Genomic DNA, 22,073 nt, shown 5'->3' with positions numbered 1-22,073 from the left:
CCCGTTCAGCGGCCGGCCGGGGTGACCGTCGCCGGATTCACATGGGCCGTCAGGTTGCGCTGCAGGATGTTCGAGAACTCCTCGATGAAGGTCTCGAGCGCGATTGCGATCTTGTCGATCTCGCGCGCGAAGCGGTTGTAGGCGACGACCGCCGGGATCGCGGCGAACAGGCCGATGGCGGTGGCGACCAGCGCTTCGGCGATGCCCGGGGCGACGGTCGAGAGCGTCACCTGGGCCAGCGCGGCGAGGCCGGTGAAGGCGTGCATGATGCCCCAGACCGTGCCGAACAGGCCGACATAGGGCGAGACCGAGCCGACCGTGGCCAGGAAGGACAGGTTCTGCTCGACCGCATCGAGCTCGCGCTGGTAGCTGGCCCGCATGGCACGGCGCGAGCCGTCGAGCAGGGTGCCGGTGTCGGACACGTGGCGCTCGCGCAGCTTCTGGTACTCGCGCATGCCGGAGGCGAAGATGCGCTCCATCGGACCCGCGAACTTGGCGTTCTGGGCGGCCGAGGAGAACAGCTCGTTGAGGCTGGTGCCGGACCAGAAGTCGCGTTCGAAATCCTCGTTGAGCGAGCGCGTGCGCTTGAGCGCGAAGTACTTGCGGAAAATCGCCGCCCAGCTGGCGACGGACACCACGATCAGCAGCAGCACCACGAGCTGCACCGGCAGGCTGGCGTGGAGCAGAAGGGAGAGTATCGACAGGTCTTGTTGATTCATGGCTTGAGAGGTTGAGACATGGAGCGGGCGTTGCGCTCGAGGGTTCCCGAAACCTGGCGCGGGATGCGCGCGGGACGCAGGCTGGCCGCATCGACCCAGCCGATGCGGATCGTGCCTTCGCACAACAGCGCGGGGCCCGATGCCGCGCTTTGCTCCGAATTTGATAGCACGCGCTGGGCGATTATCAACGACGCCGAACCGATCTGGCGCAGCTCGGCTGTAACCAGCAGTTCATCGTCGAGCCGGGCCGGACGGTGGTACTTGAGCTGCGTCTCGCTGACCACGAAGATCCCGCCGCTGTCCTCGCGCAGCTGGCGCTGGGCGATGCCCAGGGAGCGCAGCCATTCGGTGCGGGCGCGCTCCATGAACTTCAGGTAGTTGGCATAGAACACGATGCCGCCGGCATCGGTGTCTTCCCAGTAGACGCGAATGGGCAGCGCAAAACTCATGCGGTCAGGCGGCAACGGCGGCGCCGGCCCAGGCACGCAGACGGGCCACCGACTCCTCGAGATGTGCCATCGAGCTGGCGGTCGAGAAGCGGATGAAGCGTCCGGTCTGGTCGCTGCCGAAGTCGCGCCCCGGCGTGACCGCGACATGGGCCTGCTTCATGGCTTCGAAGGCGAAATCCCAGCTGCCGTCGATGCCGAGCTTCTCGGCGAAAGAGGTGCAGTCGGCCCAGGCGTAGAAGGCGCCGTCGGGCATCACCGGCACCTGCAGGCCCAGCGCATTCAGCTGCGGGATGAACCAGTCGCGCCGCGCCTTGAACTGCGCGCGGCGGCGTTCGTACTCGGCGATGCTGTCGGGCTCGAAGCAGGCCAGCGCCGCGTACTGCGACACCGTGCTGGCGCAGATGAAGAGGTTCTGCGCCAGCCGCTCGATCGCCGGCACCAGCGCATCGGGCACCACCAGCCAGCCGAGGCGCCAGCCGGTCATGTTGAAGTACTTGCTGAAACTGTTGATGCTGATGACCTGGTCGTCGATCGCCAGTGCGGTCTGGCCGAACTGATCGTCGTACGAGAGGCCGAGGTAGATCTCGTCGATCAAGGTGATGCCGCCGCGAGCGCTCACCACCTCGTGGATGCGGCGCAGCTCGTCGGGTGCGATCGAGGTGCCGGTCGGGTTCGAGGGCGAGGCCAGCAGCACGCCGCGCGTGCGCTCGGTCCAGGCCGCCTCGACCTTGGCGGCGCTGAGCTGGAAGCGCTCGGCCGCGGTGGTCGGCACCAGCACCGCGCGGCCGTCGGCGGCGGTCACGAAGTGGCGGTTGCAGGGGTAGCTCGGATCGGGCAGCAGCATCTCGTCGCCGGCCTCGATCAGCGCCAGGCAGGCCAGCTGCAATGCGGCCGAAGCGCCGGCCGTGATGACGATGCGGCGGGCCGGCACGTCGACCTTGAAGCGCTCGGCGTACCAGGCGCTGATGCGCTCGCGCAGATGATCGAGGCCGGTGGCCTGGGTGTACTGCGTGGCACCGGCGCGGACCGCGCGCGCGGCCGCTTCCTGGACCAGCGGCGGCGCCGTGAAGTCGGGCTCGCCGATGTTCAGGAAGATCATCGGCCGGTCGGTGTGGGCGAACTCCCGCGCCAGCTTCGAGGCCGCCTTGGCGACCTCCATCACGTAGAAGGGTTCGATGCGCTCTGCGCGCTTCGAAATCCTCATACGGCCCCCACGCTCGGCACTGGCGTGTCCTCGCTGCCCCCCGAGGGGGTGCGAGCTTGCTTGGGGCGGCCCGGCGCGGCGCATGTCCGCCCCCACGCTCGGCACTTCGTGTCCTCGCTGCCCCCCGAGGGGGCGCGAGCTTGCTTGGGGCGGCCCGGCGCGGCGCTCATGGCTTGGCCTTGCCCGTCAAGCGGTCGGCCTCGACCTCGTCGGGACGCAGCTGGGGCGCCAGGCCGTTGAGCACCGCGTTGACGTATTTGTGGCCGTCGGTGCCGCCAAATTCCTTCGCGAGTTCGATGCATTCGTTGAGCACCACGCGCCAGGGCACGTCGAGGCAGTGCTTGAACTCGTAGACGCCGATCCACATGACGCCGTGCTCGATCGGCGAGATCTCCTCCAGCTTGCGGTCGAGCAGGGGCACGATCAGGGCGTCGAGCTCTTCGGCGCTTTCGATCGAGCCGTGCAGCAGTGCGTCGTAGTGCGCCGCGTCGGCCTTGTGGAAGCCGGCCAGGTCGCGCGTGAACTGGTCGATCGATGCCGCATCGTTGCGGCCCACCAGGTGCTGGTAGAGCGCCTGCAGCGCGAACTCGCGGGCCCGGCTGCGGTTGGACTTGGCGGAGGCCTTGCGTGCCCCGGTGCTGGTGAGCCCGGTGCGGGTCTGGCGCGGCTTGCCGCTGGGTGCTTGGGTGTCGTCGGTCATGAAAGGGTGGCGAGCAGCTGCGCCATCTCGACCGCCACGCGCGCGGCGTCGCGGCCCTTGTCGGTCTGTCGCGCCACGGCTTGTTCGAGGTTTTCGGTGGTCAGGATCGCGTTGGCGATCGGGATGCGGTAGTCGAGCGCCAGCCGGCTCACGCTGGCGCCGGACTCGTTGGCCACCAGTTCGAAGTGGTAGGTCTCGCCGCGGATGATGCAGCCCAGCGCCACCAGGGCGTCGTAGCGCTCGCGCTCGGCCAGCGCCTGCAGCGCCACCGGGACTTCCAGCGCGCCGGGCACGCTCACATGTTCGATGTCGTCGTCGGCGACGCCGAGGGCCGCGAGTTCGTCCAGGCAGGCCTTGGCCAGCGCATCCGTGATGTCTTCGTTGAATCGCGCCTGCACGATGCCGATGCGCAGGCCCTTGCCGTCGAGCGCGACGTCGGCGCCCTTGTTCGCGTGTTGCATCAGCGTTCGTCTTTCGTGATGTAGCCGGCGATCTCGAGGCCATAGCCTGCGGCCATGCTCGGCATGCGGCGTGGCGTGCCGAGCAGGTTCATGCGGTGGACGCCGCATGCGCGCAGGATCTGGGCGCCGATCCCGTAGCTGCGCAGGTCCATGCGGCCGCGTTCGGGCGCCTGCGCCGGCCGTGCCGTGCCGTCGAACTGCGACAGCAGCTCGGCGCCGGTCTCGCCGCAGTTCAGCAGCACCGCCACGCCCTTGCCCTGGGCCGCGAGATGCGCCAGGCTGGCGTCGAGGCTCCAGGAATGCAGCGCGCGGTTGGTTTCGAGCGCATCGAGCACCGACAGCGGTTCGTGCACGCGCACGTCGACCGTGTCGCCGGCATTCCACTTGCCGCGCACCAGCGCCAGGTGGACGCCGTTGCTGGGCTTGTCCTTGAAGGCATGGGCCGTGAAGGGTCCCCAGGCGGTCTGGATCTCGCGGCAGCCGACCTTTTCGACCAGCGTCTCGGTGCGGCTGCGGTGCTCGATCAGGGCGGCGATGGTGCCGATCTTGATGTCGTGCTCGGCCGCGAACAGCTGCAGGTCGGGCAGGCGCGCCATCGTGCCGTCCTCGTTCATCACCTCGCAGATCACGGAGGCCGGCGAGCAGCCGGCCATGGCCGCCAGGTCGCAGCCGGCTTCGGTATGGCCGGCGCGCATCAGCACGCCGCCATCGACCGCCTGCAGCGGGAAGATGTGGCCCGGCTGGACCAGGTCGGCAGCCACGGCGTTGGGCGCCACCGCGGCCTGCACCGTACGCGAGCGGTCGGCGGCCGAGATGCCGGTGGTCACGCCCTCGGCGGCCTCGATCGAGACCGTGAAGGCGGTCGAATGCTTGGCGCCGTTGCGCGCCACCATCGGCGGCAGCTGCAGCCGCTCGCACATCTCGCGCGAGAGCGTCAGGCAGATCAGGCCGCGGGCATGGCGGGCCATGAAGTTGATCGCCTCGGGCGTGACGTGATCGGCGGCCAGCACGATGTCGCCTTCGTTCTCGCGGTCTTCCTCGTCGACCAGGATCACCATGCGGCCGGCGCGCAGCTCGGCCACGATGTCTTCGACCGGGGAGATCGGCGCGGGGGCACGGCCGCTGCGCGGGGCGCCGATCGGCGTGACGGATGCATTCATGGGAGCTTGTCTTGGGTGGGTGGTTGGATGGCGCCGGCCTGGAGCATGCGCTCCACGTAGCGGGCAACGGTGTCGATCTCGAGGTTGACCCGGCTGCCTGCCTTCAGGCCGCCGAGCGCGGTGTTCTCGACCGTGTGCGGGATCAGGTTGATGCTGACTTCGCTGCCGTCCGCGACGTCGTTCACGCTGTTGACCGTGAGGCTGACGCCGTTGATCGTGATCGAGCCCTTGTAGGCGAGGAAGCGGGCCAGCGCGGGCGGCGCCAGCACGCGCAGCTCCCAGCTCTCGCCGATGGGTTCGAAGCGGCTCACCGTGCCGATGCCGTCGACGTGGCCCGAGACGATGTGGCCGCCCAGCCGGTCGCTGGCGCGCAGCGCCTTTTCGAGATTGACCCGCGTCTGCGCTTCCGACAGGCCCGCGGTCTTGTCCAGCGATTCGGCCGAGATGTCGATGGTGAACAGCTTCTGCGCGGGATCGAGCGTGGTGACGGTCATGCAGGCGCCGTTGAGCGCGATGCTGTCGCCGAGCCCGACGTCGTCCAGATAGCCGTCGGGCACCGCAATGCTGAGACGCTTGCCGTGGGAGGAAGAACTGCCGAGGTCGTGGACGGCGGCGATGCGCCCCACGCCGGTGATGATTCCGGTGAACATCGCCGCATTTTCGCAGAGTTGCGGGAGGCGGCCGGGCGAAGGCCTAAAACTTGTCCCGTCCGGCAACGCGAGCGACGATCCGGAGGTCGGGACCGATCGGCTCGAAGGTGCGGAATTCGAGCGCCAGGACCTCGGTCAGGGCCGTCAATGGGCCGCTGGCGTAGGGCCGGCTGGCGATCCCCAGGCCGTCGCCGATGAACTTGGGCGCGAGGTAGAGCAGGATTTCGTCGACCAGGCCTTCGCGCATCAGCGAGCCGTTGAGCTTGTGGCCGGCCTCGACATGCAGTTCGTTGACTTCGCGCGCGGCCAGATCGCGCAGCAGCGCGGCCAGGTCGACCTTGCCATCGGCATTGGCCAGGCAGCGCACGGTGGCGTCGCGGGCCTCGAGCGCCGCCGCCCGTTCGTCGTCGCGCTCGGCGGCATAGATCCAGACCGGGCGTCCGATCTCGAACAGCCGCGCGTCGGGCGGTGTCTGCAGGCGGCTGTCGACGATCACCAGGGGCGGCTGGCGGGTCGTTTGGACCCACCGGACGTCGAGCCGCGGGTTGTCCTCGATCACCGTGCCCACGCCGGTCAGGACGGCGCCGGCGCGGGCGCGCCAGGCATGGCCGTCGGCCCGTGCCTCTTCGCTCGTGATCCATTGGCTGGTGCCGTTCTCCAGCGCGGTCTTGCCGTCGAGGGAGGCGGCGGCCTTCATTCGGACCCAGGGCGTCTTGCGGACCATCCGGCTGAAGAAGCCGATGTTCAGTTCACGCGCCTCGCTGGCCTGCGGTCCGATCTCGACGTCGACGCCCGCGGCGCGCAGGCGCTCGAAACCCTGGCCCGCGACCAGCGGATTCGGGTCCGCGATGGAGGCCACGACGCGGCCGATGCCGGCCCGGACCAGCGCGTCGCAGCAGGGGCCGGTGCGGCCCTGGTGGGAGCAGGGTTCGAGGGTCACGAAGGCGGTCGCGCCGGTCGTGGAGGCGCCACGCGCCGCGGCATCTCGCAGGGCCATCACTTCGGCGTGCGGGCCACCGGCGTGCTGCGTGCGGCCGGTGCCCACGATGCGGCCATCGGGCGCGAGGATGACGCAGCCGACCGCTGGATTCGGCGGCGCCGTGGTGCTCGCGCCATGGGCCAGCGAGATCGCCAGCCGCATCGCTTCGGCCGGCGAAAGCGCCTCGGGTGGGCAGGGGGATGTGAGCGTGCTCAGGGTCGGACTTTCAGCGATTCCAGCATTCCGTCTTGAGGTCGTCGGAAGCGCCGGGGGAGGCGAGTCCCCGAAGCCCCGTCTGGTCGAGCGTGTAGCCGCCGCATTTGTCGCCGACCTGGGCGCCCCGGGGGGTTGCCGTCAAAGTGTAGCCGCTGCCCTTGGCGTCCGCGGGTTCGAAGCCAATGGCGTAGGCGTTGGAGGGCACGGTTTTCAACGTTTCCGGAAAATCCGCCTGGTCCTTGAGGTAGCTGCCGGTGGCGGTCGCGACGCGTTCGAGCCAATGGGCGGCCTTCAGCAGCCCGGCACGGGCCTCGGTGCGCTGGCTGCGTCGAACCGCTTCGTGATAGCTCGGCAGCGCGATCGCCGCCAGGATGGCGACCAGCGCGAGCACGATCATGACCTCGATCAGTGTGAAACCCGTCCGCCGCCTGGACCGGCGCCGGTCTTTCATTGCAGCTGGCGCCAGCTCGGGCGCTTGGTGATCCTGCCGAGTCGATGGCGGGTGGCCGGCGCCGGCATTCCGGGCGCGGACACGCCGATTTCCTTGCCGCCGCTTTGAATCCCGACACCGAGACCTGCTTCGACGCGCGAAGCTTGTCCAGCCGCGACCGAAGGGGTGTCGGCGTAGAGCCGGGATTTCGGTGCCGAGCCATTGATGATGTCCAGCGTGGTGCGATAGCCTTTCGCGGCGCTGGCCGCCAGATCGCCGTCGGCCGATGCCGGCACCGTGCTCCAGACGTCGATCAGGTCGCCCTCGAACCAGTCGGGGTTGCGCAGCACGCGCTCGCGCGCAACCGGCAGGTCCAGGAACCAGCCTCTGCGGGCCTCGCTCCCCGTGTAGTGGACAGGATTCGACGACACCGTGCCGGGCCCATGGACGGTGTCGGCGCTGACCGTCTGGGCCACCAGTTGGCCCCGGCCTCCAGTGACCGGGCCTTTTCCTTCGTTCAGCTCGACAGCGGCAGCACCAGCGGCACGCCGTGCCGGCGTGGCGCGGCTGATCGCCGTGTCGTCGTGGACGCCATAGACCGTCTGCACCTGGCCGTCCAGCCGATCCGCGACCGTGAGCTCGCGCCCGGTGCCGAAGGCGAGCATCAGGCCACCTTCCGGATGCGCCTTCCAGACCGGTGCCGACGTGATCGCCTGCACCGATCCGGCGGATGTTCCATCGGTCGCGACGAAGAAGGGAACGCCGGAGAACGCAAGCTTCCACTCGGCCGGGGAAGCGGCGAGCAGATCGAACTTCCAGAGGTTCCCGAGCAGATCTCCGGCGTAAGCCAGGTCGGGCGTGCCGTCCCCGTCGAGGTCGATCAGGCGCGGCGCCGAAAGACCGTTGCCGCGGCCCGCGCGTGCGTCGGCCATGATCTTGACCAGTTCCTTGCCCTTGTCGAGGTACTGGATCAGCAGCACGGCCTTCTCGTCGGCGCTGTTGTAGCCGTTGCCCATGACCAGCGCCCAGCGGCCGTCGTTCATGCGCGTGATCTGCCGCGAGATCGACGGGTCGCTGGCCTCCATCACCGGCTCGCTCAGGATGTGCCCGATATCCCGGTCCATGGCGTCGGTGCCGGTGCGATCCAGCACCACCAGCGCGGCGGCGTTGGCCGCGTCGAATGCGCGCGGGTCGGTGACGTCGAGCACGAAATACCCCTTGCCGCCGGCGCCGAGGAAGCCCGCCAGGTAGGTTCTCCATCGGCTCGCGTCCCGGCTGCCCGGCGGCCCGAGATACAGGTCGCCGCCGAGCGGCGAGCCATCGACGAAGTAGGCGTGCCGGTAACCGGGATTCGTCAGCGACTCGAGTTTGGGATGCAGGCCTTCGGGCAGGTAGGCGATCTTCTCCTCGCCCGAAGCAGCATCGAAACCGTGCAGCATGCCGTCGTTGCCGCCGACATAGAGCATCGACGCGCGCGAGCCACTGGCGCTGCGGAAGCCCGCGTAGTCCTCCAGCGCATACGCGTTCGACGGCTTGCCCGCGACATGCCAGGGCTTCGAGTTCACGATGTCGCCTTGACGCGAGGCGCGCGTGCGGAAGGGGCCGGCGGGGCTGGCCGATTGCTCCTTGCTGCGGTCGCCCCGGACATAAGCCATGCGATCTCTGGCGATGGCATCGGCCTCCGGACGGGTGTCGAGCCTGCCGTCGACGGTCTTGAGCGCCGTCTGCTGGGCTTGCGAAAGCGCCGTCCACTCCCATGAGATTCCCACCGTGGAGCCGGCGCTGTCTGCCGTGCGCGCCGACAGAACCAGGCGGGCCGCGGGCCATTCGCCGTCGTGCGCATCCATCCGCGTGGCGGTGGATTGCGGCCGTGCCGGCTTGGCGGGCTCCGCGGCGGTGGCTGGCGCAGCGGGGAGATCGCCCCAGAGCCCGGCCGCATCGAGCCGGGCCGTCGTGCCGAGGATCTTGTAGCCCGTCACGGAGCCGCTCCAGTGGGTCGCGTCATAGGCGACCGCGAAGAGGGACGGATCAAGCCGCGCCGATCGCGAGCTTGCGATCGACGACGCCAGCCTGGTGGTCGTTTGCGGCGCGTCTCCCGCCGCCCTTGGCGAGGCACCGCCTGCGGGCGCCGTGCTCAGGTCGAGCGGGGCAGCGAGCCCGGGTGTCGGCCAGGCGCCGACCGCGATCGCGGCATGAAGCGCGGCTCCGCAGATGGCGAGTTGGGTCTGCAATGTTCGTCCTTGTCCTCAGGACCGCCGCTTCTTCCAGACCAGCGTGGTCTGCACCACCGTCTGCGTTGCCGCCTTGATGCCTTGGGCGACGGCGGTGATCCGATAGATGTACGGCGTGGTGCTGTCGGGCGCGAGCGCTTCCGCGAGGCCGCCTTGGCTCGCCGCGGCGGTGTCGTAGGGCAGCAATTCAACCCAGTACCAGGCCCGCTGTCCCGGGCCGGAAGACAAGAGCGGATTTCCGGCGCCGGTCGCCTGCGCGCCCGTGTAGGCGCCATAGGAAGCCGCCACCTTCTTCATGGCTTCCAGCGCCGCCTTGTCGGTCCAGAATTGCGCCGGCACCTTGTCCGGCACGCAGATGCCTGCCGCGCAGGAAGGACTGTTCGCACCGAGCGCCGCCTGCAGATCCAGCAGCTCGCTGGCGCTGGTGGGGTAGAAGATCCGGCCGCCGGCGGCATCGAGGACGCCCCCGAGACGGCAGCCGGCGGCTGCGCAGGGCGAGCCGTCCGGGCCCTCTCCCTGGATGTCGAATTCCGCATCGCGGACCATGGCGTGAGCGGCTGCTAGCGTGCGCTGATGGTCGCTGTCGATGCCGGTCGCCATTTCGTTGAGCAGGGCGATGCGCGACGAACTGAGCACGAGCAGCGTGATCAGCAGCACCATCACCAGGACGACGAACAGCGCGATGCCGTGCTGGCGCGGGCGGGAAGAGTTGCCTTGCATGGCCTGCCTCATGGCGTGCGCAAGCTGAAGACGTTGCGGAACACCAGGTGGACATGGCCGTTGCGGGGCCTGTCGGTGCCTTGGCAACCCTTGTAGGAAAGGCCGAGATCCGGGCCTTTTTCGCTGCCCTGCAGGTCGAGGCAGACTTCGATGGCGGTGACGGCGCCCCAGAGCTTCATGCTTTCGACCGCACGGGCTTCCATGATCTGAACGCCCTTGCCGGTATCGACGCGGTAGCCGATCTGAAAGTCCGCGACGTCGCGGATCACCGGCTGCCTGGTTCGACCGGTGCAGGTCAGCTGCCCCTTGGCATCGACCTCGAAGGTCGCGTCCACGCGGTCGGCGCCCTGCACGCTGGAGCCGCTGCAGTCGAACTGCCCCGGCAGCTTCGAGACGGCGCCATTCGCTGCCGCAGCCGAATTCGACCACGCGGCTGGAGCGTAAGCGACCGAGACCTTGTCGGTCGCCGCGCCTTGGCCGTCGACGCCGAACACCGCGAAGTCCGTGCGGCCCGCCTTCGCGCGGTGGTTGCCGAACGCGTAGCGCCCGGTGGCGTCGTCTCGAACCGCGTCCATCGCGCCGGTCTGCCGAAGCTGCATGCCGATCACGTGCAACGCGTAGGCGCCTTGCTGCTGCAACTGGCTCAGGTCGCTGACGCTGCTGGCGGCCTCGCGCGACAGCAGCAGCGTGCCGAGGGCCGCCATGACGACCAGCAGCCCGACGACCATGCCCGCGAGCAGTTCGATCAGGCTCAGGCCTTGCTCGCGACGGCTTCGGATCGGCCGAGAATCAGGGCTGGACATGGACCAGGTGGCAGACCAGGCCTGCCGGGCAGACGACCTTGGCGGCCGATGGGTCGATGGCGAAGGGCTTCGCGTAGGCGCTGGCGTCGGCTGCGCGTTCATTGGCGCGCCATGCCACCATCACGCCCAGCTGCCGCTTCAATCCGGGCGTTGTTTCGTTGCCGGATTCGAAAACACTGCCCTGGCCGAGGGGCAGGGTGTTGGCGATCGCCTGCTTCCAGACGGCGAGGTCCCACTGCACGAGCGTCGCCGGATCGCAGGCGACGGTCCGGCAGTCGGGCGCCGCGGGCATGGCGTCCCAGTCGGTGACATAGGCATCCAGGCGACGGAAACCATCGGAATGGGTCTTGATGCGCTCGGCGAAATCCTCGATGAGCCGGACCGCCTGTGCCCGACGGACGCTGGTCTGCGTGTCGGCCAGCGTGCGCAATTGCGCGCCGAGCATGCCGAGTACCGCGACGGCGAGAATCGCGACCGCCACCAGCGATTCCAGCAGCGTGAGGCCGTCCTGGCGGTTCAGCTGGGGCATCGTTCGGCCCGTTGAATGGTTTGCAGCCGTCCGCCCGCGGACATGCACAGGACCCACGCCGCGGACTTCTCGGCGTTGCCGGCGGGGCGCAGCGTGATGCTGAAGATGCCCAGGCTGCTGCCGAACCGTCCCCAGCGGTTCACTCGGACGTAGGGCGACGCACTGGGCAGGTGGATTTCTGCGATCGCGCCTTCAGGCGCAGGCCAGGCCTGGATCACTTCCTCGCCGGGACCGAGCACACCGTCGTTGTCGGCATCGGCGAACAGCAGCCAGCCGCAACTCCAGTCGGTGACTCCCCGGTCGGAGCACCCGCTCGCCGACGTCTTGCGAAGCGTGACGTTGCCGCCGCGCCGCAGCGCTTCCGACCTTGCCAGGTAGATCGTGGCGGTCATTTCCTCGCTGGCGCGGCGCAGCCGGTATCTGTCGATGAGCGCGCCGAAGCCCGGCATCGCCAACCCCGCAAGGATCGAGACGATGGCGATCACCACCATCAGTTCGACGGCGGTGAATCCCAGGGATGGCGCGCGAGGCCGGCGCAGGGGGGGAAGCAGAACGGGCATGGCGGCCCGGATGCTAGGGCCCCACTGGCCGCGACGCGAAGCCCCAGTCGATCTGCGGCGAAAATCTACCGACGAGCGGGAGAAATGGCGAGAGAAGCGACAGTTCCGGACGATTGTGTCCGATGATTAAGGAAGTTAGCCGCAGAAGCCGTCGCGCGTCGACCTCAAATATCTCTGAGCAGCTGCCTGAACTCGTCCACGTCCTCGAAGCTGCGATAGACCGAAGCAAAGCGCACGTAGGCGACTTTGTCCAGCCGCTTGAGCTCGCGCATCACGAGTTCGCCGACCTTGGTCGATTCGATCTCGCGCAAGCCGCTGGACAGCAGTCTTTGCTCGATGCGCAGCAGCGCGTTGTCGATCTGCTCGATGCTCACCGGCCGCTTGCGCAGCGCCAGCATCATCGAGGCGCGCACCTTGGCGGTGTCGAAGTCGGCCCGGCTGCCGTCCTTCTTGACCACCACCGGAAAGTTGACGTCCGGCCGTTCGTAGGTGGTGAAGCGCTTGTCGCAGGCGCCGCATTGGCGCCTGCGCCGCACGAAGTCGCCGTCTTCCGAGACCCGGGTCTCCATGACCTGGGTTTCGAGGTGACCGCAGAAGGGGCACTTCATGCAGGGCGGCTCGTGTTCAGGCGTAAACCGGGAAGCGACTGGTCAGCGCATGCACCTTGGCCCGGACCGCGTCGATGTTCGCCGCGTCGCGCGGGTTGTCGAGCACGTCGGCGATCAGGTTGGCGGTGGCGCGCGCTTCCTCGTCCTTGAAGCCGCGGGTGGTCATCGCGGGCGTGCCGATGCGCACGCCGCTGGTGACCATCGGCCTCTCGGGGTCGTTCGGGATGGCGTTCTTGTTGATCGTCATGTGGGCGGCGCCCAGCACCGCCTCGGCTTCCTTGCCGGTGATGCCCTTGGCGCGCAGGTCGACCAGCATCACGTGGCTCTCGGTGCGGCCGCTGACGATGCGCAGGCCGCGCTCGGTCAGGGTTTCGGCGACGATCCGGGCGTTGGTGACGACCTGCTGCTGGTAGACCTTGAACTCGGGCGACAGCGCTTCCTTGAAAGCCACCGCCTTGGCCGCGATCACGTGCATCAGCGGGCCGCCCTGCAGGCCCGGGAAGATCGCGCTGTTGATGGCTTTCTCGTGTTGCGATTTCATCAGGATGATGCCGCCGCGCGGGCCGCGCAGGCTCTTGTGGGTGGTCGAGGTGACGACGTCGGCGTGCGGCACCGGGTTCGGGTACACGCCCGCGGCCACCAGGCCGGCGTAATGGGCGATGTCGACCATGAAGATGGCGCCGACGTCCTTGGCGACCTTGGCGAAGCGCTCGAAGTCGATTCGCAGCGAGTAGGCCGAGGCGCCCGCGATGATCAGCTTGGGCAGGTGCTCGTGCGCCTTGCGTTCCATCGCGTCATAGTCGATCGCTTCGTTGGCGTCGAGGCCGTAGCTCACCACGTTGAACCACTTGCCGCTCATGTTGAGCGGCATGCCGTGGGTCAGGTGGCCGCCTTCGGCCAGGCTCATGCCCATGATCGTGTCGCCGGGCTTCAGGAAGGCCAGCATCACGGCCTCGTTGGCCGAGGCGCCGCAATGCGGCTGGACGTTGGCGGCGTCGGCGCCGAAGAGCTGCTTGATGCGGTCGATGGCCAGTTGCTCGGCGACGTCGACATGCTCGCAGCCGCCGTAGTAGCGCTTGCCGGGATAGCCCTCGGCATATTTGTTGGTGAGTTGCGAGCCCTGGGCCGCCATGACCGCCGGCGAGGCGTAGTTCTCGCTCGCGATCAGCTCGATGTGGTGTTCCTGGCGGGCGTTCTCGGCCAGGATGGCAGCCCAGATTTCAGGATCGGTCTGTTCGACCAGGATGTTGCGGTGGTACATGGCAGTCCTTCGTGGACGTTGGTCCTTGTTCTTCAACCAAACAAGGGCTGCCCAGGCGAACGGCTGAACACCTGCCGATCAAGAATGCAGGCGGCACGCTTCCCAGTGGTAGTCCACGTCAGCGCAATGCACCTGATAAGGGTTGCGCCTATCGCCAGTCGCGTGCTGGCCGAGTGTAGCCGACGGCGCGAGCCGGCGCGGCCCCAAGGGTTACGAATCCCCGAGCAGGGCGACCTGCTGGGGGTCCGGCTGGGCCGGCTTGGCAGCCGCCGGCGGCGCCACGACCTGGACCGGATTGGCGCGCGGCGTGGGCGTCGTCGTGGGCGGGGCGCGGCCGGCGATGACCTGGCGCAGCCGCTCGTGCTCGGCCAGCACCTTGCCGGCGTAGCCGCCGTCCTCGGCCAGATTGGCGGCGCCGACGTAGTAGCGCAGGCCGCCCTCGAGGGAGCCGGCGCGGGCGATGCATTCCTGCAGCACCTTGACGCCGACGCGCATGTTGGTCACCGGATCGAAGGCGGTCAGCGTTCCGCCGGCGCTTTCGTACTTCTCGCCGTGGACCCGGGTCATGACCTGCATCAGGCCCTGGGCGCCGACCTGGCTCTGGGCGAAGGGGTTGAAGCTGGATTCGACCGCCATGATGGCCAGGATCAGGGTCGGATCGAGCTTGGTCTTCTTGCCGAGATCGAAGGCCTCGGCGACCAGCACGCTCAGCGGCTCGGCGGCCACGCGGTATTTCTTGCTCAGCCAGTAGGCGACCGCGGCCTGCTGCTTCGGCAGTTCGTGCGGACTGGCCGCGGTGGTGCGCTCGATCGCGGTGGGCTCGAGGTCGGTGGCTTCGGGCGCCGGCTTGCGGGACTGCAGCCAGCCCATCAACTGCTCCTCGCCGGTCTGGCGCAGGTCGGGTCGGGCGGCCAGCGCCAGCACCGCGAACACGGTCGCCAGGCCGAGCAGGGCAAAGCTGTTGTGGGTGATCTCGAAGAAGCCGTCGACCACATCGGACACGAAGGTCCGGAGCCCGCGGGCCGTGGCATCTAACGCCTGTTTCATCGCTCTTCCTTTCTGTGCGGCACCCGATCGCAACGCCACGACGGGCGAAGAAGAAGGGAAGCGGCGCTTGGATTGGTACGAATCAGGTCCGCGCGAAAAAGGGGAGAGAGCGCGGCTGCCTGATCAAGCCGGCAGATGCCGGCAGCGGATTCGGAGGGTCCGGCCGCTTGGCGGCTCGGGAAAGATTGGCATTCTAGGAGTGGCTAAATACCCAGTCAAGAATAAGAACTAAATTTGATATTCGGATTTTGATGTAAAAAATGTATGAAATAGTGCACGAATCGATGAATGAAGGCCCATTGAAAACGCCATTTGCAATCACCGCCGCGAGCGCGTACGCTGAAACCGCCTGAGCTATCAGGCGTCTACCAAGGTCCAGTGGCTCGAGGAGAAATCCGACGGTCCAGCGGCTGCGGCCCAACGGTGGCAATCCCTTGCTGCCAGCATGACCGGAACGATTGAACTTCCGGTCGAGCGAAAAGATGGCATGGGCGTTGCGCCCGCCATCGAGCCCGGTGGCTTGACTTCGCGTCGAGTCGCCGGGCTTTCTGTTTGTGGGCACCCCCTGGCGTTTGCGGCACACTCCTCCCCGATGAACGCTGCTTTGCTGAAACAGAACAAATGGGTGCGGCGCGGGGGAGTGACCCTGCTGATCCTGCTGGCGGTCTGGCTGATCGCCTGGCTGGCGGTGCCGCCGATCGTCAAGGGGCAGGTGCAGAAGATCGCCAGCGAGAAGCTGGGTCGCCAGGTCACGGTGGGCAAGATCGACTTCAAGCCCTGGACGCTCGAACTCGCGGTGAATGACCTGCGCATCGCCACCGCCGACGGCAAGCAGCCCCAGGTGGCGGTCAGGCGCCTCTACCTCGATGCCGAGCTGCAGTCGATCCTGCGCCTGGCGCCGGTGATCGACGCGGTCCGGATCGAGGCGCCCGCCATTGCGCTGACGCACCTGGCGGATGGTCGCTACGACATCGACGACATCCTGGCCAGGCTGACGCCGGCGCCGGAGCCGCCCGATGCGCCCAAGAAAGAAGCACCGCGCTTCGCCATCTACAACATCGCGATCACCGACGGCGCCGTCGATTTCGTCGACGAGACCGTCAAGCGCAGGCATGAACTGCGCGATTTCGCGCTCAGCGTGCCCTTTCTCAGCAACCTGGCCTCGCAGCGGGAGATCAAGACCGAGCCGAAGCTGGCCTTCGTCCTGAACGGCAGCAAGTTCGATACGGCCGCGCAGTCGACGCCCTTCGCCGACAACCGAAAGACCGACGCCCACATCAGCTTCGAGGGGCTCGACCTGGTGCCCTACCTGGGCTACATCCCGGGCGGCCTGCCGGTCGCGCTGCAGGCGGGCAAGCTCGATGCCGACCTGAAGATCGACTTCGAGCAGACGGCGACAGCCGGGCTCAAGATCACCGGCAGCGTCGCGGCCAACGGCATCAAGATCGCGGATTCGAAGGGGCGCGACCTGCTCGGCTTCGATTCGCTCAGGATCGCGCTGGCCGACGTCAGGCCGCTGGAACGCAGGGTGCGCCTGGGTGAGGTGGCGCTGGCCGGACCCGAACTGGTCGTGGCGCGCGATGCGGCCGGGCGCCTCAATCTGCTGGCGACCGATCGCGCCACCGGCGAGACCGAGAAGGCGGCGTCGGCCCCGGCCCCGGCGGCCGACGGCGACGCCAAGGCCGACCCGCCACCGGCCTGGCGGATCCAGGTCGACAAGGTGGCCCTGACGGAGGGGCGCATCGGCTGGCGCGACCAGACCACCCAGCCCGCCGCCGCCATCGACGTCAAGCAGCTGGCGATCGAGGTCCAGGCCGTGACCTGGCCCATGGAGAAGCCGGCCACCTTCAGCGGATCGACCTCGGTCGGCGGCGCGGCGCTCAAGTTCAGCGGCGAAGCCACCGACAAGCGGGCTTCGGTCGCCGCCGAACTGGAAGCGCTGCCGCTGTCGCTGGCCGCGCCGTACCTGGCCCAGAGCCTCGAGCCTTCGCTCGACGGCAAGCTGAGCGGCAAGGTCGACGTCGAGTGGAGCAACCCCGACCTCAGGCTCAAGGCGCGCAGCGTGATCGCCGAGGGGCTTGCGCTGACCAAGGAAAAGACCGCGCTGGCCAGCGTCGGCCGCTTCGAGCTGGTCGACGCCGAAGCCGACATGACCAAGCACACGCTCACGATCGCCTCGTTCACCGCCTCCAATCCGAAGGTCTCGATCGAGCGCGATAACGAGAAGCGCTGGATGTTCGAGCACTGGCTCAAGGTACCGGCGGGCGGCAGCCCGGGTGCGACCGAGGCCGCCAAGGTCGCGGCGCCGAAGGACCCGAAGGCGGCCGAAGGCGCGCCGGCGGGCGCCAACACCCGGCCGTGGCAACTGGCCATCGCCAAGGTGGCGATCGACAACGGCACCCTGTCCTATGCCGACAACGCCGGCGCCACGCCGGTGGCCTTCGAGATCAACGCGCTCCAGGTGAATGCTCAGAAGCTGACGCCGAACACAGCGACGGTCTCTCCGCTCAAGCTGTCCGGGCGCATCGCGGCCGGTCGCGCGGAGGCGGGGCGCTTCGAGTACGACGGCAACCTGGTGCTGCAGCCGATCGCGGCCGAAGGGCGGCTGTTGGTGGCATCGCTGCCGGCCCATGCCTTCAAGGCCTACTACGCGGACGCGCTCAATATAGACATACGCCGCGCCTTCGCCAGCTACCGGGGCACGGTCAAGGTCGCGACCCTGCCCGCCGGCCTCAGCGTGCGGCTGGCGGGCGACACCGCGGTGGACGATTTCCGCGCCAACAGCGGGGTGCTGACCCAGGCCCCGGGCCTGTCGAGCAACCGGCAGCTGCTGAGCTGGAAAACACTGGGCCTGCGCGGCCTGCAGGTGAACATGGTGCCGGGCGCGCCGCTCGCGGTCGATGTGGGCGAGACCTCGCTGACCGACTTCTTCGCCCGCGTGATCATCGATCCGACGGGCAAGCTGAACCTGCAGTACCTGGTCAAGAGGCCCGGGCAGCCGGCGGAAGGGGAAGCGCCGGCGACCGAGGTCGAAACCAAGCGCAGCCTGGGTGGCACCACCACGACCACCAGCCGTCCGCGCACGGCGCGGGCGCGGGGCCCGGCGCCGCCAGCGCCGCCAGCGCCGCCGCAGGAGCTGGTGGTCGGCGGCGGACCTGCCGCTTCGGCGCCGGTGGCGGCCGCGGCGCCGGCCCAGGCCGACAGCGGGCCGGCGCCGGTCATCAACTTCGGGCCGATCAGCCTGGTCAACGGCCGGATCGATTTCTCCGACCAGTTCATCAAGCCCAACTACTCGGCCGACCTGACGGAGCTGACCGGCAAGTTGAGCGCCTTCTCGTCCAGGCCCCAGGGCGACAAGCCGGCCCTGGCCGACCTCGAGCTGCGCGGCAAGGCCCAGCAGACGGCCTCGCTGGAGATCACCGGCAAGCTCAATCCGCTGGCCAAGCCGCTCGAACTCGACATCACGGCCCGGATGAAGGAGCTCGACCTGCCGCCGCTGTCGCCCTACACGATCCGGTTCGCCGGCCACGGCATCGAGCGCGGCAAGCTCAGCATGGACGTCAACTACAAGATCGCCCCCGACGGCACCCTGACTGCCGCCAACAAGCTGGTGCTCAACCAGCTGCAGTTCGGCGAACCGGTCGAAGGCGCGCCGGCCAGCCTGCCGGTGCGGCTGGCCGTGGCGCTGCTGGCCGACCGCAACGGCGTGATCGACGTCGACCTGCCGTTGCGGGGGTCGATCAACGACCCGCAGTTCAGCGTCGGCCCGCTGATCCTGAAGGCGATCGTCAACCTGCTCGCGAAGGCCGCCACCGCGCCCTTCGCGCTGCTGACCGGTGGATTCGGTGGTGGCGGCGGCGATTCCAGCACCATCGCCTTCGCCCCGGGCAGTTCGGAACTGTCCAAGGAGGCGAAGGACAACCTCGACAAGGTGGCCAAGGCGCTGAACGACCGGCCGGGCTTGCGGATGACGGTGGTGGGTACCTCGAGCCTCGAGAAGGAGCGCGATGCCTACCAGCGCCAGCGCCTGCGCGCGATGACGCAGGCCGAAAAGCGCCGCGTCGCGGTGCGGGCCGGCAAGGATGCGGCCGAGGTCGGCCCGGTCGGCGATGCCGAATACCCGGAACTCCTCACTGCGGTCTACAAGCGCTCGGAAATCACCAAGCCGCGCAACATGGTCGGATTGGCCAAGGACCTGCCGGTCCAGGAGATGGAAAACCTGCTCCTGGCCAGCATCGCGGTCGACGAGGAGTCGATGCGGCAACTGGCGGTGGAGCGCGGCGCCGCGGCACGCGACTACCTGCTGGCCCAGAAGCTGCCCAGCGAGCGTTTGTTCCTCGGCGCGGTGCGGACCAAGGCTGAAGGAGACGACTGGAAACCCGGCGCCGAACTGAAACTGGCGACCCGTTGACCCGCAGCGCCGCAAGTCGGTGAAAATGGAGCCATGCGCCGGCCATTGCCGGCGCCTCGCTTTTCCCTACAGATAACGATATTCGCTCAGTGACTTCAACTTCCTCCAAGCCTCACGACCTCCAGTCCCTCGACACTTTGACCGGAGGCGCCTTCACCGCGCCGACCTCGGGCGAGCGCGCCCAGCGCATCCGGGATTGGCTCGTGGCCAATCCGTCGCCCGAGCAGATGCAGGACGTCTTCAAGGAGCTGAGCGGGCGTGACAAGGGTGCCGCGCGGCTGCTGCGCGAGAAGCTCGACGAGCTCAAGCGGGCCAAGGGCCAGGAGGCGATGGCGGTCGAATGGACCCACAAGGCCGAGGCCCTGCTGGCGCAGCCGAAGCTCAATATCGCCGATGCGCTGGCTTGGCAGCGCGACGCCGCCAAGGCCGGTGCACCACTGTCGCGCGAGCCGCTGGCGGGCCTGAAGGCCCGGCTGGCCGAGCGCGTGAAGGGCATCGAGGACCTGCAGCATCGAGCCCAGGTCCACCGCGAGGCTGCGGTGTTGCTGGCCCAGCGCTTCGAGGTGCTGTCGACCAAGAGCTGGCGCGATGCCCAGGGCGTCGAAGAGGCGCTGCGCGCGGATGTGGCCCACTGGCAGCAGCAGGCGGCCGAGATCGCCGCCGACCCGAACTGGAGCAGCCTCGACGCCCGTTTCGCGCCGCAGCTCGAATCCTCCAAGGCTCAGTTGCTGGTGGTGTCCGATGCGTTCAACGACGCCCTGGCCCTGGCCGTGGCCGCCGCGGCGGATGCCGCCGCGCCGCTGCCGCCGGTGCCGGTCTGGGCCGACGAGTTGCGGGTGGCGCGAGGCGGCACGCCCGAGGCCGCACCGGCTGCGCCGCCCAAGCCGGCCGCGCCCAAGGTCGATCCCGAAAAGCGCGCCCTGGCGCAGGACGCCGTCCAGTCCGTGCTCGCCAAGCTCGAGCAGGAAACCGCCGAAGGCCATGGCAAGGCCAGTGCCGGTGCCGCGGCTGCGTTGCGCGCGGTGCTCAAGGAGCACGGCAAGCTGGTCGAGCCGCCGCTCGAGGCCCGGGTCCATGCGGCCCTGGTGGCGGCGGGCGAGCTCGAAGGCTGGCAGCGCTGGAGCGCCGACAAGGTGCGCGAAGACCTGGTTGCCAAGGCCGAGGGCCTGCTCAAGCGGCCCGAGGGCCAGGCGCTGGGCGGCCGCAAGATGCAGGAAACTCTGCGCGCCCTGCGCGAGCAGTGGAAGCAGGCCGACCAGGGCGGCGTGCCCAATCACGCTCTCTGGAAGCGCTTCGACGAAGCCTGCAACGAAGCCCACAAGGTGGTCGAGGCCTGGCTCGAGAAGGTTCGCGCCGATGCGGCCGAGCACCGTGCGCTGCGCGCTGCGTTGATCGAGGAGGTCAAGGCCTGGGCGGCCGAACATGCGCAGGCGACCGACCTGAAGGCGCTCAACCGCGCGCTGCACCAGTTCGCCGATCGCTGGCGCGACGCCGGCCATGTCGGCGAGAAGGTGTTCGCCGAACTGCAGGCGCAATGGAACGAGGCCTTCGGTGCCGCCCGTGCGCCCTTCGAGGCGGCGCAGAAGGCCAGCGTCGAGCGCCGCCAGGCGATGATCGCCGAGGCCGCCGAGCTCGGCGCTGCGCCGATGCTGCGGATCGACGCCGTCAAGGCGCTGCAGCAGCGCTGGCAGCAAGAGGCGCAGTCGGTGCCGCTCGATCGCCGCCACGAGCAGAAGCTCTGGGACGCTTTCCGGGCCCCGATCGATGAGGCCTTCAACCGCAAGACGGTCGAGCGCGAGAAGGCCTCGGCCGCGATGAGCGAACATGACCGCCATGTCCTGAGCGCCTCCAAGGCGCTCGAGGCCGCCAACAGTACCGGCGACGCCCAGAAGATCCGCGCGGCGGTGGCACAGCTCGAAGCCGCGTTGCGCGGCGAAGCGCCGCCGCCGGCGCCCCCGGCTGCCGCACCGGTCCAGGCCGCGAGTGCAGACGGTCCCGCGGTGGGCGCGACCGAGGTGGTGGCCACGGGCCAGGCCGCGGCCGAATTCGGCGAGAGCGCCGAGCAGGCGCCCGGGCCGGAGGACGCCGAGGCGCTGCCCACCGCCGAGCGCGCCGATGCGCCCGCCGTCGACGGCCTGGTGGCGCCGGCCGACGGCGCCGATCCCTCGGCCCGCTCCGATGCCGAGGCCGCGGCGCCCGCGGCAGCGCCGAAGCCGGCCCCCAAGCCGGTGATCGCGGTGCGCGGCGACGACCGCCCCGGCAACCGCAAGGCCGACGCCGTGCCCGCAGGGCGGGGCGGCAAGTTCGGCGAGCGTCGAGATGCCCGCGGACCGGGCGGCCCCGGCGCTCGATCCGGCGACCGTCCGGCGCGTCCGGGTGAGCGCGGCGGCCCGGCGGGTGGCCGATTCGGCGACCGCCCACCGCGCGAGGACCGTGGCCCGCGCCTCGGCGACGCGGCTTTCCGGGCCCAGCGCGAAGCGCTCGAACGGGCCGAGTTCGCGCTGCGCAAGCTGGCGTCGCAGGCCCATGGCGAGGCGCTCACGCAGGTGCTCGGGGCCTGGGAGAAGCGCGACGCCGCACACCTGCCCAGCGTCCAGGAACTGGGCCGCGCGGTGACGCCGGCGGTGCGCAGCAGCTGGTCGCAGGCCATCGGCTCGGCACCTTCGGCGCAGCCCGCCGATGCTGCCGAAGCGCTGCTGCGGCTCGAGATGGCGGCCGAGGTGCCGACGCCGGCCGACCAGGTCGAGGCCCGTCGCGCCCTGCAGCTCAAGCTCTTGACCCGGCGCGGCGACCCGACGCCGGAACAGACCTGGGGCCAGGATGCGAGCAAGGTGCTGGCCGCCAGCCACGACGCGACCTCCGCCAGGCGGCTGCAGAACGCGCTCAAGGCGCTGCTGCGCAAGTGAGGGGGGGCGGTCGCCGCGGGGCGACCGTG

At 69.1% G+C, this 22,073-nt stretch carries 19 protein-coding genes and 1 riboswitch; of the genes, 2 read left to right on the top strand and 17 right to left on the bottom strand.

Annotated features, from left to right (window positions below):
- Positions 1-5: 5 nt before the first annotated feature.
- The 17 genes from tolQ to AC1DYD_RS18985 all read right to left on the bottom strand — a co-directional run bounded on the left by tolQ (position 6) and on the right by AC1DYD_RS18985 (position 14,727).
- A complete protein-coding gene (tolQ, locus tag AC1DYD_RS19065) occupies positions 6-719 on the bottom strand; it encodes a protein TolQ (RefSeq protein WP_478174314.1) in 714 nt (237 codons plus the stop codon).
- On the bottom strand, positions 716-1,168 hold the full coding sequence (ybgC, locus tag AC1DYD_RS19060) for a tol-pal system-associated acyl-CoA thioesterase (protein WP_478174313.1): 453 nt from the start codon (positions 1,166-1,168) through the stop codon (positions 716-718). The genes tolQ and ybgC overlap by 4 nt, the downstream gene beginning before the upstream one ends.
- Before the next feature lie 4 nt (positions 1,169-1,172).
- Positions 1,173-2,372, bottom strand: a complete 1,200-nt coding sequence (locus AC1DYD_RS19055) for a pyridoxal phosphate-dependent aminotransferase (RefSeq protein WP_478174312.1) — start codon at positions 2,370-2,372, stop codon at positions 1,173-1,175.
- Positions 2,373-2,538: 166 nt separating this feature from the next.
- The gene (gene nusB / locus AC1DYD_RS19050; RefSeq protein WP_478174311.1) at positions 2,539-3,072 is read right to left on the bottom strand and encodes a transcription antitermination factor NusB; all 534 of its coding nucleotides are present in this window, start codon (positions 3,070-3,072) and stop codon (positions 2,539-2,541) included.
- Positions 3,069-3,533: a 6,7-dimethyl-8-ribityllumazine synthase gene (gene ribH, locus AC1DYD_RS19045; protein WP_478174310.1), complete on the bottom strand. Its 465-nt coding sequence runs from the start codon at positions 3,531-3,533 to the stop codon at positions 3,069-3,071. Before ribH ends, nusB begins: the two co-directional genes overlap by 4 nt.
- Positions 3,533-4,693: a bifunctional 3,4-dihydroxy-2-butanone-4-phosphate synthase/GTP cyclohydrolase II gene (gene ribBA / locus AC1DYD_RS19040; RefSeq protein ID WP_478174309.1), complete on the bottom strand. Its 1,161-nt coding sequence runs from the start codon at positions 4,691-4,693 to the stop codon at positions 3,533-3,535. The genes ribH and ribBA overlap by 1 nt, the downstream gene beginning before the upstream one ends.
- Positions 4,690-5,343 (bottom strand): riboflavin synthase, encoded by a 654-nt coding sequence (locus tag AC1DYD_RS19035; protein WP_478174308.1) that lies wholly within the window; start codon positions 5,341-5,343, stop codon positions 4,690-4,692. The genes ribBA and AC1DYD_RS19035 overlap by 4 nt, the downstream gene beginning before the upstream one ends.
- Before the next feature lie 43 nt (positions 5,344-5,386).
- On the bottom strand, positions 5,387-6,484 hold the full coding sequence (gene ribD, locus AC1DYD_RS19030; RefSeq protein WP_478174307.1) for a bifunctional diaminohydroxyphosphoribosylaminopyrimidine deaminase/5-amino-6-(5-phosphoribosylamino)uracil reductase RibD: 1,098 nt from the start codon (positions 6,482-6,484) through the stop codon (positions 5,387-5,389).
- 64 nt (positions 6,485-6,548) lie between these two features.
- Positions 6,549-6,989: a type IV pilin protein gene (locus AC1DYD_RS19025; protein WP_478174306.1), complete on the bottom strand. Its 441-nt coding sequence runs from the start codon at positions 6,987-6,989 to the stop codon at positions 6,549-6,551.
- Positions 6,986-9,199: a pilus assembly protein gene (locus tag AC1DYD_RS19020; RefSeq protein ID WP_478174305.1), complete on the bottom strand. Its 2,214-nt coding sequence runs from the start codon at positions 9,197-9,199 to the stop codon at positions 6,986-6,988. Before AC1DYD_RS19020 ends, AC1DYD_RS19025 begins: the two co-directional genes overlap by 4 nt.
- Before the next feature lie 15 nt (positions 9,200-9,214).
- A complete protein-coding gene (locus tag AC1DYD_RS19015) occupies positions 9,215-9,919 on the bottom strand; it encodes a pilus assembly PilX family protein (protein ID WP_478174304.1) in 705 nt (234 codons plus the stop codon).
- Between the two features lie 8 nt (positions 9,920-9,927).
- Positions 9,928-10,722: a PilW family protein gene (locus AC1DYD_RS19010; protein WP_478174303.1), complete on the bottom strand. Its 795-nt coding sequence runs from the start codon at positions 10,720-10,722 to the stop codon at positions 9,928-9,930.
- A complete protein-coding gene (gene pilV, locus AC1DYD_RS19005) occupies positions 10,709-11,251 on the bottom strand; it encodes a type IV pilus modification protein PilV (protein WP_478174302.1) in 543 nt (180 codons plus the stop codon). Before pilV ends, AC1DYD_RS19010 begins: the two co-directional genes overlap by 14 nt.
- Complete coding sequence (locus tag AC1DYD_RS19000) at positions 11,239-11,811, bottom strand: GspH/FimT family pseudopilin (RefSeq protein ID WP_478174301.1); 573 nt, start codon at positions 11,809-11,811, stop codon at positions 11,239-11,241. Before AC1DYD_RS19000 ends, pilV begins: the two co-directional genes overlap by 13 nt.
- A gap of 164 nt (positions 11,812-11,975) precedes the next feature.
- Complete coding sequence (gene nrdR, locus AC1DYD_RS18995; RefSeq protein WP_478174300.1) at positions 11,976-12,419, bottom strand: transcriptional regulator NrdR; 444 nt, start codon at positions 12,417-12,419, stop codon at positions 11,976-11,978.
- A 16-nt stretch (positions 12,420-12,435) separates the two neighbouring features.
- Positions 12,436-13,680 (bottom strand): serine hydroxymethyltransferase, encoded by a 1,245-nt coding sequence (gene glyA, locus AC1DYD_RS18990; protein WP_478174299.1) that lies wholly within the window; start codon positions 13,678-13,680, stop codon positions 12,436-12,438.
- A gap of 42 nt (positions 13,681-13,722) precedes the next feature.
- Positions 13,723-13,852, bottom strand: a riboswitch (ZMP/ZTP riboswitch).
- Positions 13,853-13,890: 38 nt separating this feature from the next.
- A complete protein-coding gene (locus tag AC1DYD_RS18985; RefSeq protein WP_478174298.1) occupies positions 13,891-14,727 on the bottom strand; it encodes a transglycosylase SLT domain-containing protein in 837 nt (278 codons plus the stop codon).
- A gap of 592 nt (positions 14,728-15,319) precedes the next feature.
- On the opposite strand from AC1DYD_RS18985, the gene AC1DYD_RS18980 reads away from it, so the two are divergent.
- A complete protein-coding gene (locus AC1DYD_RS18980; RefSeq protein ID WP_478174297.1) occupies positions 15,320-19,138 on the top strand; it encodes a DUF748 domain-containing protein in 3,819 nt (1,272 codons plus the stop codon).
- An 89-nt stretch (positions 19,139-19,227) separates the two neighbouring features.
- Positions 19,228-22,044: a DUF349 domain-containing protein gene (locus AC1DYD_RS18975; RefSeq protein WP_478174296.1), complete on the top strand. Its 2,817-nt coding sequence runs from the start codon at positions 19,228-19,230 to the stop codon at positions 22,042-22,044.
- Positions 22,045-22,073: the final 29 nt, after the last annotated feature.

It is taken from the genome of Variovorax sp. P4_B11 (genome assembly GCF_056402355.1).
This window is presented reverse-complemented; position numbering and strand designations above follow the sequence as displayed.

Coding starts and splice junctions, on each gene's coding strand:
- tolQ (WP_478174314.1), bottom strand. CDS start 719: ATGAATCAACAAGACCTGTCGATACTCTCCCTTCTGCTCCACGCCAGC.
- ybgC (WP_478174313.1), bottom strand. CDS start 1,168: ATGAGTTTTGCGCTGCCCATTCGCGTCTACTGGGAAGACACCGATGCC.
- AC1DYD_RS19055 (WP_478174312.1), bottom strand. CDS start 2,372: ATGAGGATTTCGAAGCGCGCAGAGCGCATCGAACCCTTCTACGTGATG.
- nusB (WP_478174311.1), bottom strand. CDS start 3,072: ATGACCGACGACACCCAAGCACCCAGCGGCAAGCCGCGCCAGACCCGC.
- ribH (WP_478174310.1), bottom strand. CDS start 3,533: ATGCAACACGCGAACAAGGGCGCCGACGTCGCGCTCGACGGCAAGGGC.
- ribBA (WP_478174309.1), bottom strand. CDS start 4,693: ATGAATGCATCCGTCACGCCGATCGGCGCCCCGCGCAGCGGCCGTGCC.
- AC1DYD_RS19035 (WP_478174308.1), bottom strand. CDS start 5,343: ATGTTCACCGGAATCATCACCGGCGTGGGGCGCATCGCCGCCGTCCAC.
- ribD (WP_478174307.1), bottom strand. CDS start 6,484: ATGCGGCTGGCGATCTCGCTGGCCCATGGCGCGAGCACCACGGCGCCG.
- AC1DYD_RS19025 (WP_478174306.1), bottom strand. CDS start 6,989: ATGAAAGACCGGCGCCGGTCCAGGCGGCGGACGGGTTTCACACTGATC.
- AC1DYD_RS19015 (WP_478174304.1), bottom strand. CDS start 9,919: ATGCAAGGCAACTCTTCCCGCCCGCGCCAGCACGGCATCGCGCTGTTC.
- AC1DYD_RS19010 (WP_478174303.1), bottom strand. CDS start 10,722: ATGTCCAGCCCTGATTCTCGGCCGATCCGAAGCCGTCGCGAGCAAGGC.
- pilV (WP_478174302.1), bottom strand. CDS start 11,251: ATGCCCCAGCTGAACCGCCAGGACGGCCTCACGCTGCTGGAATCGCTG.
- AC1DYD_RS19000 (WP_478174301.1), bottom strand. CDS start 11,811: ATGCCCGTTCTGCTTCCCCCCCTGCGCCGGCCTCGCGCGCCATCCCTG.
- nrdR (WP_478174300.1), bottom strand. CDS start 12,419: ATGAAGTGCCCCTTCTGCGGTCACCTCGAAACCCAGGTCATGGAGACC.
- glyA (WP_478174299.1), bottom strand. CDS start 13,680: ATGTACCACCGCAACATCCTGGTCGAACAGACCGATCCTGAAATCTGG.
- AC1DYD_RS18985 (WP_478174298.1), bottom strand. CDS start 14,727: ATGAAACAGGCGTTAGATGCCACGGCCCGCGGGCTCCGGACCTTCGTG.
- AC1DYD_RS18980 (WP_478174297.1), top strand. CDS start 15,320: ATGAACGCTGCTTTGCTGAAACAGAACAAATGGGTGCGGCGCGGGGGA.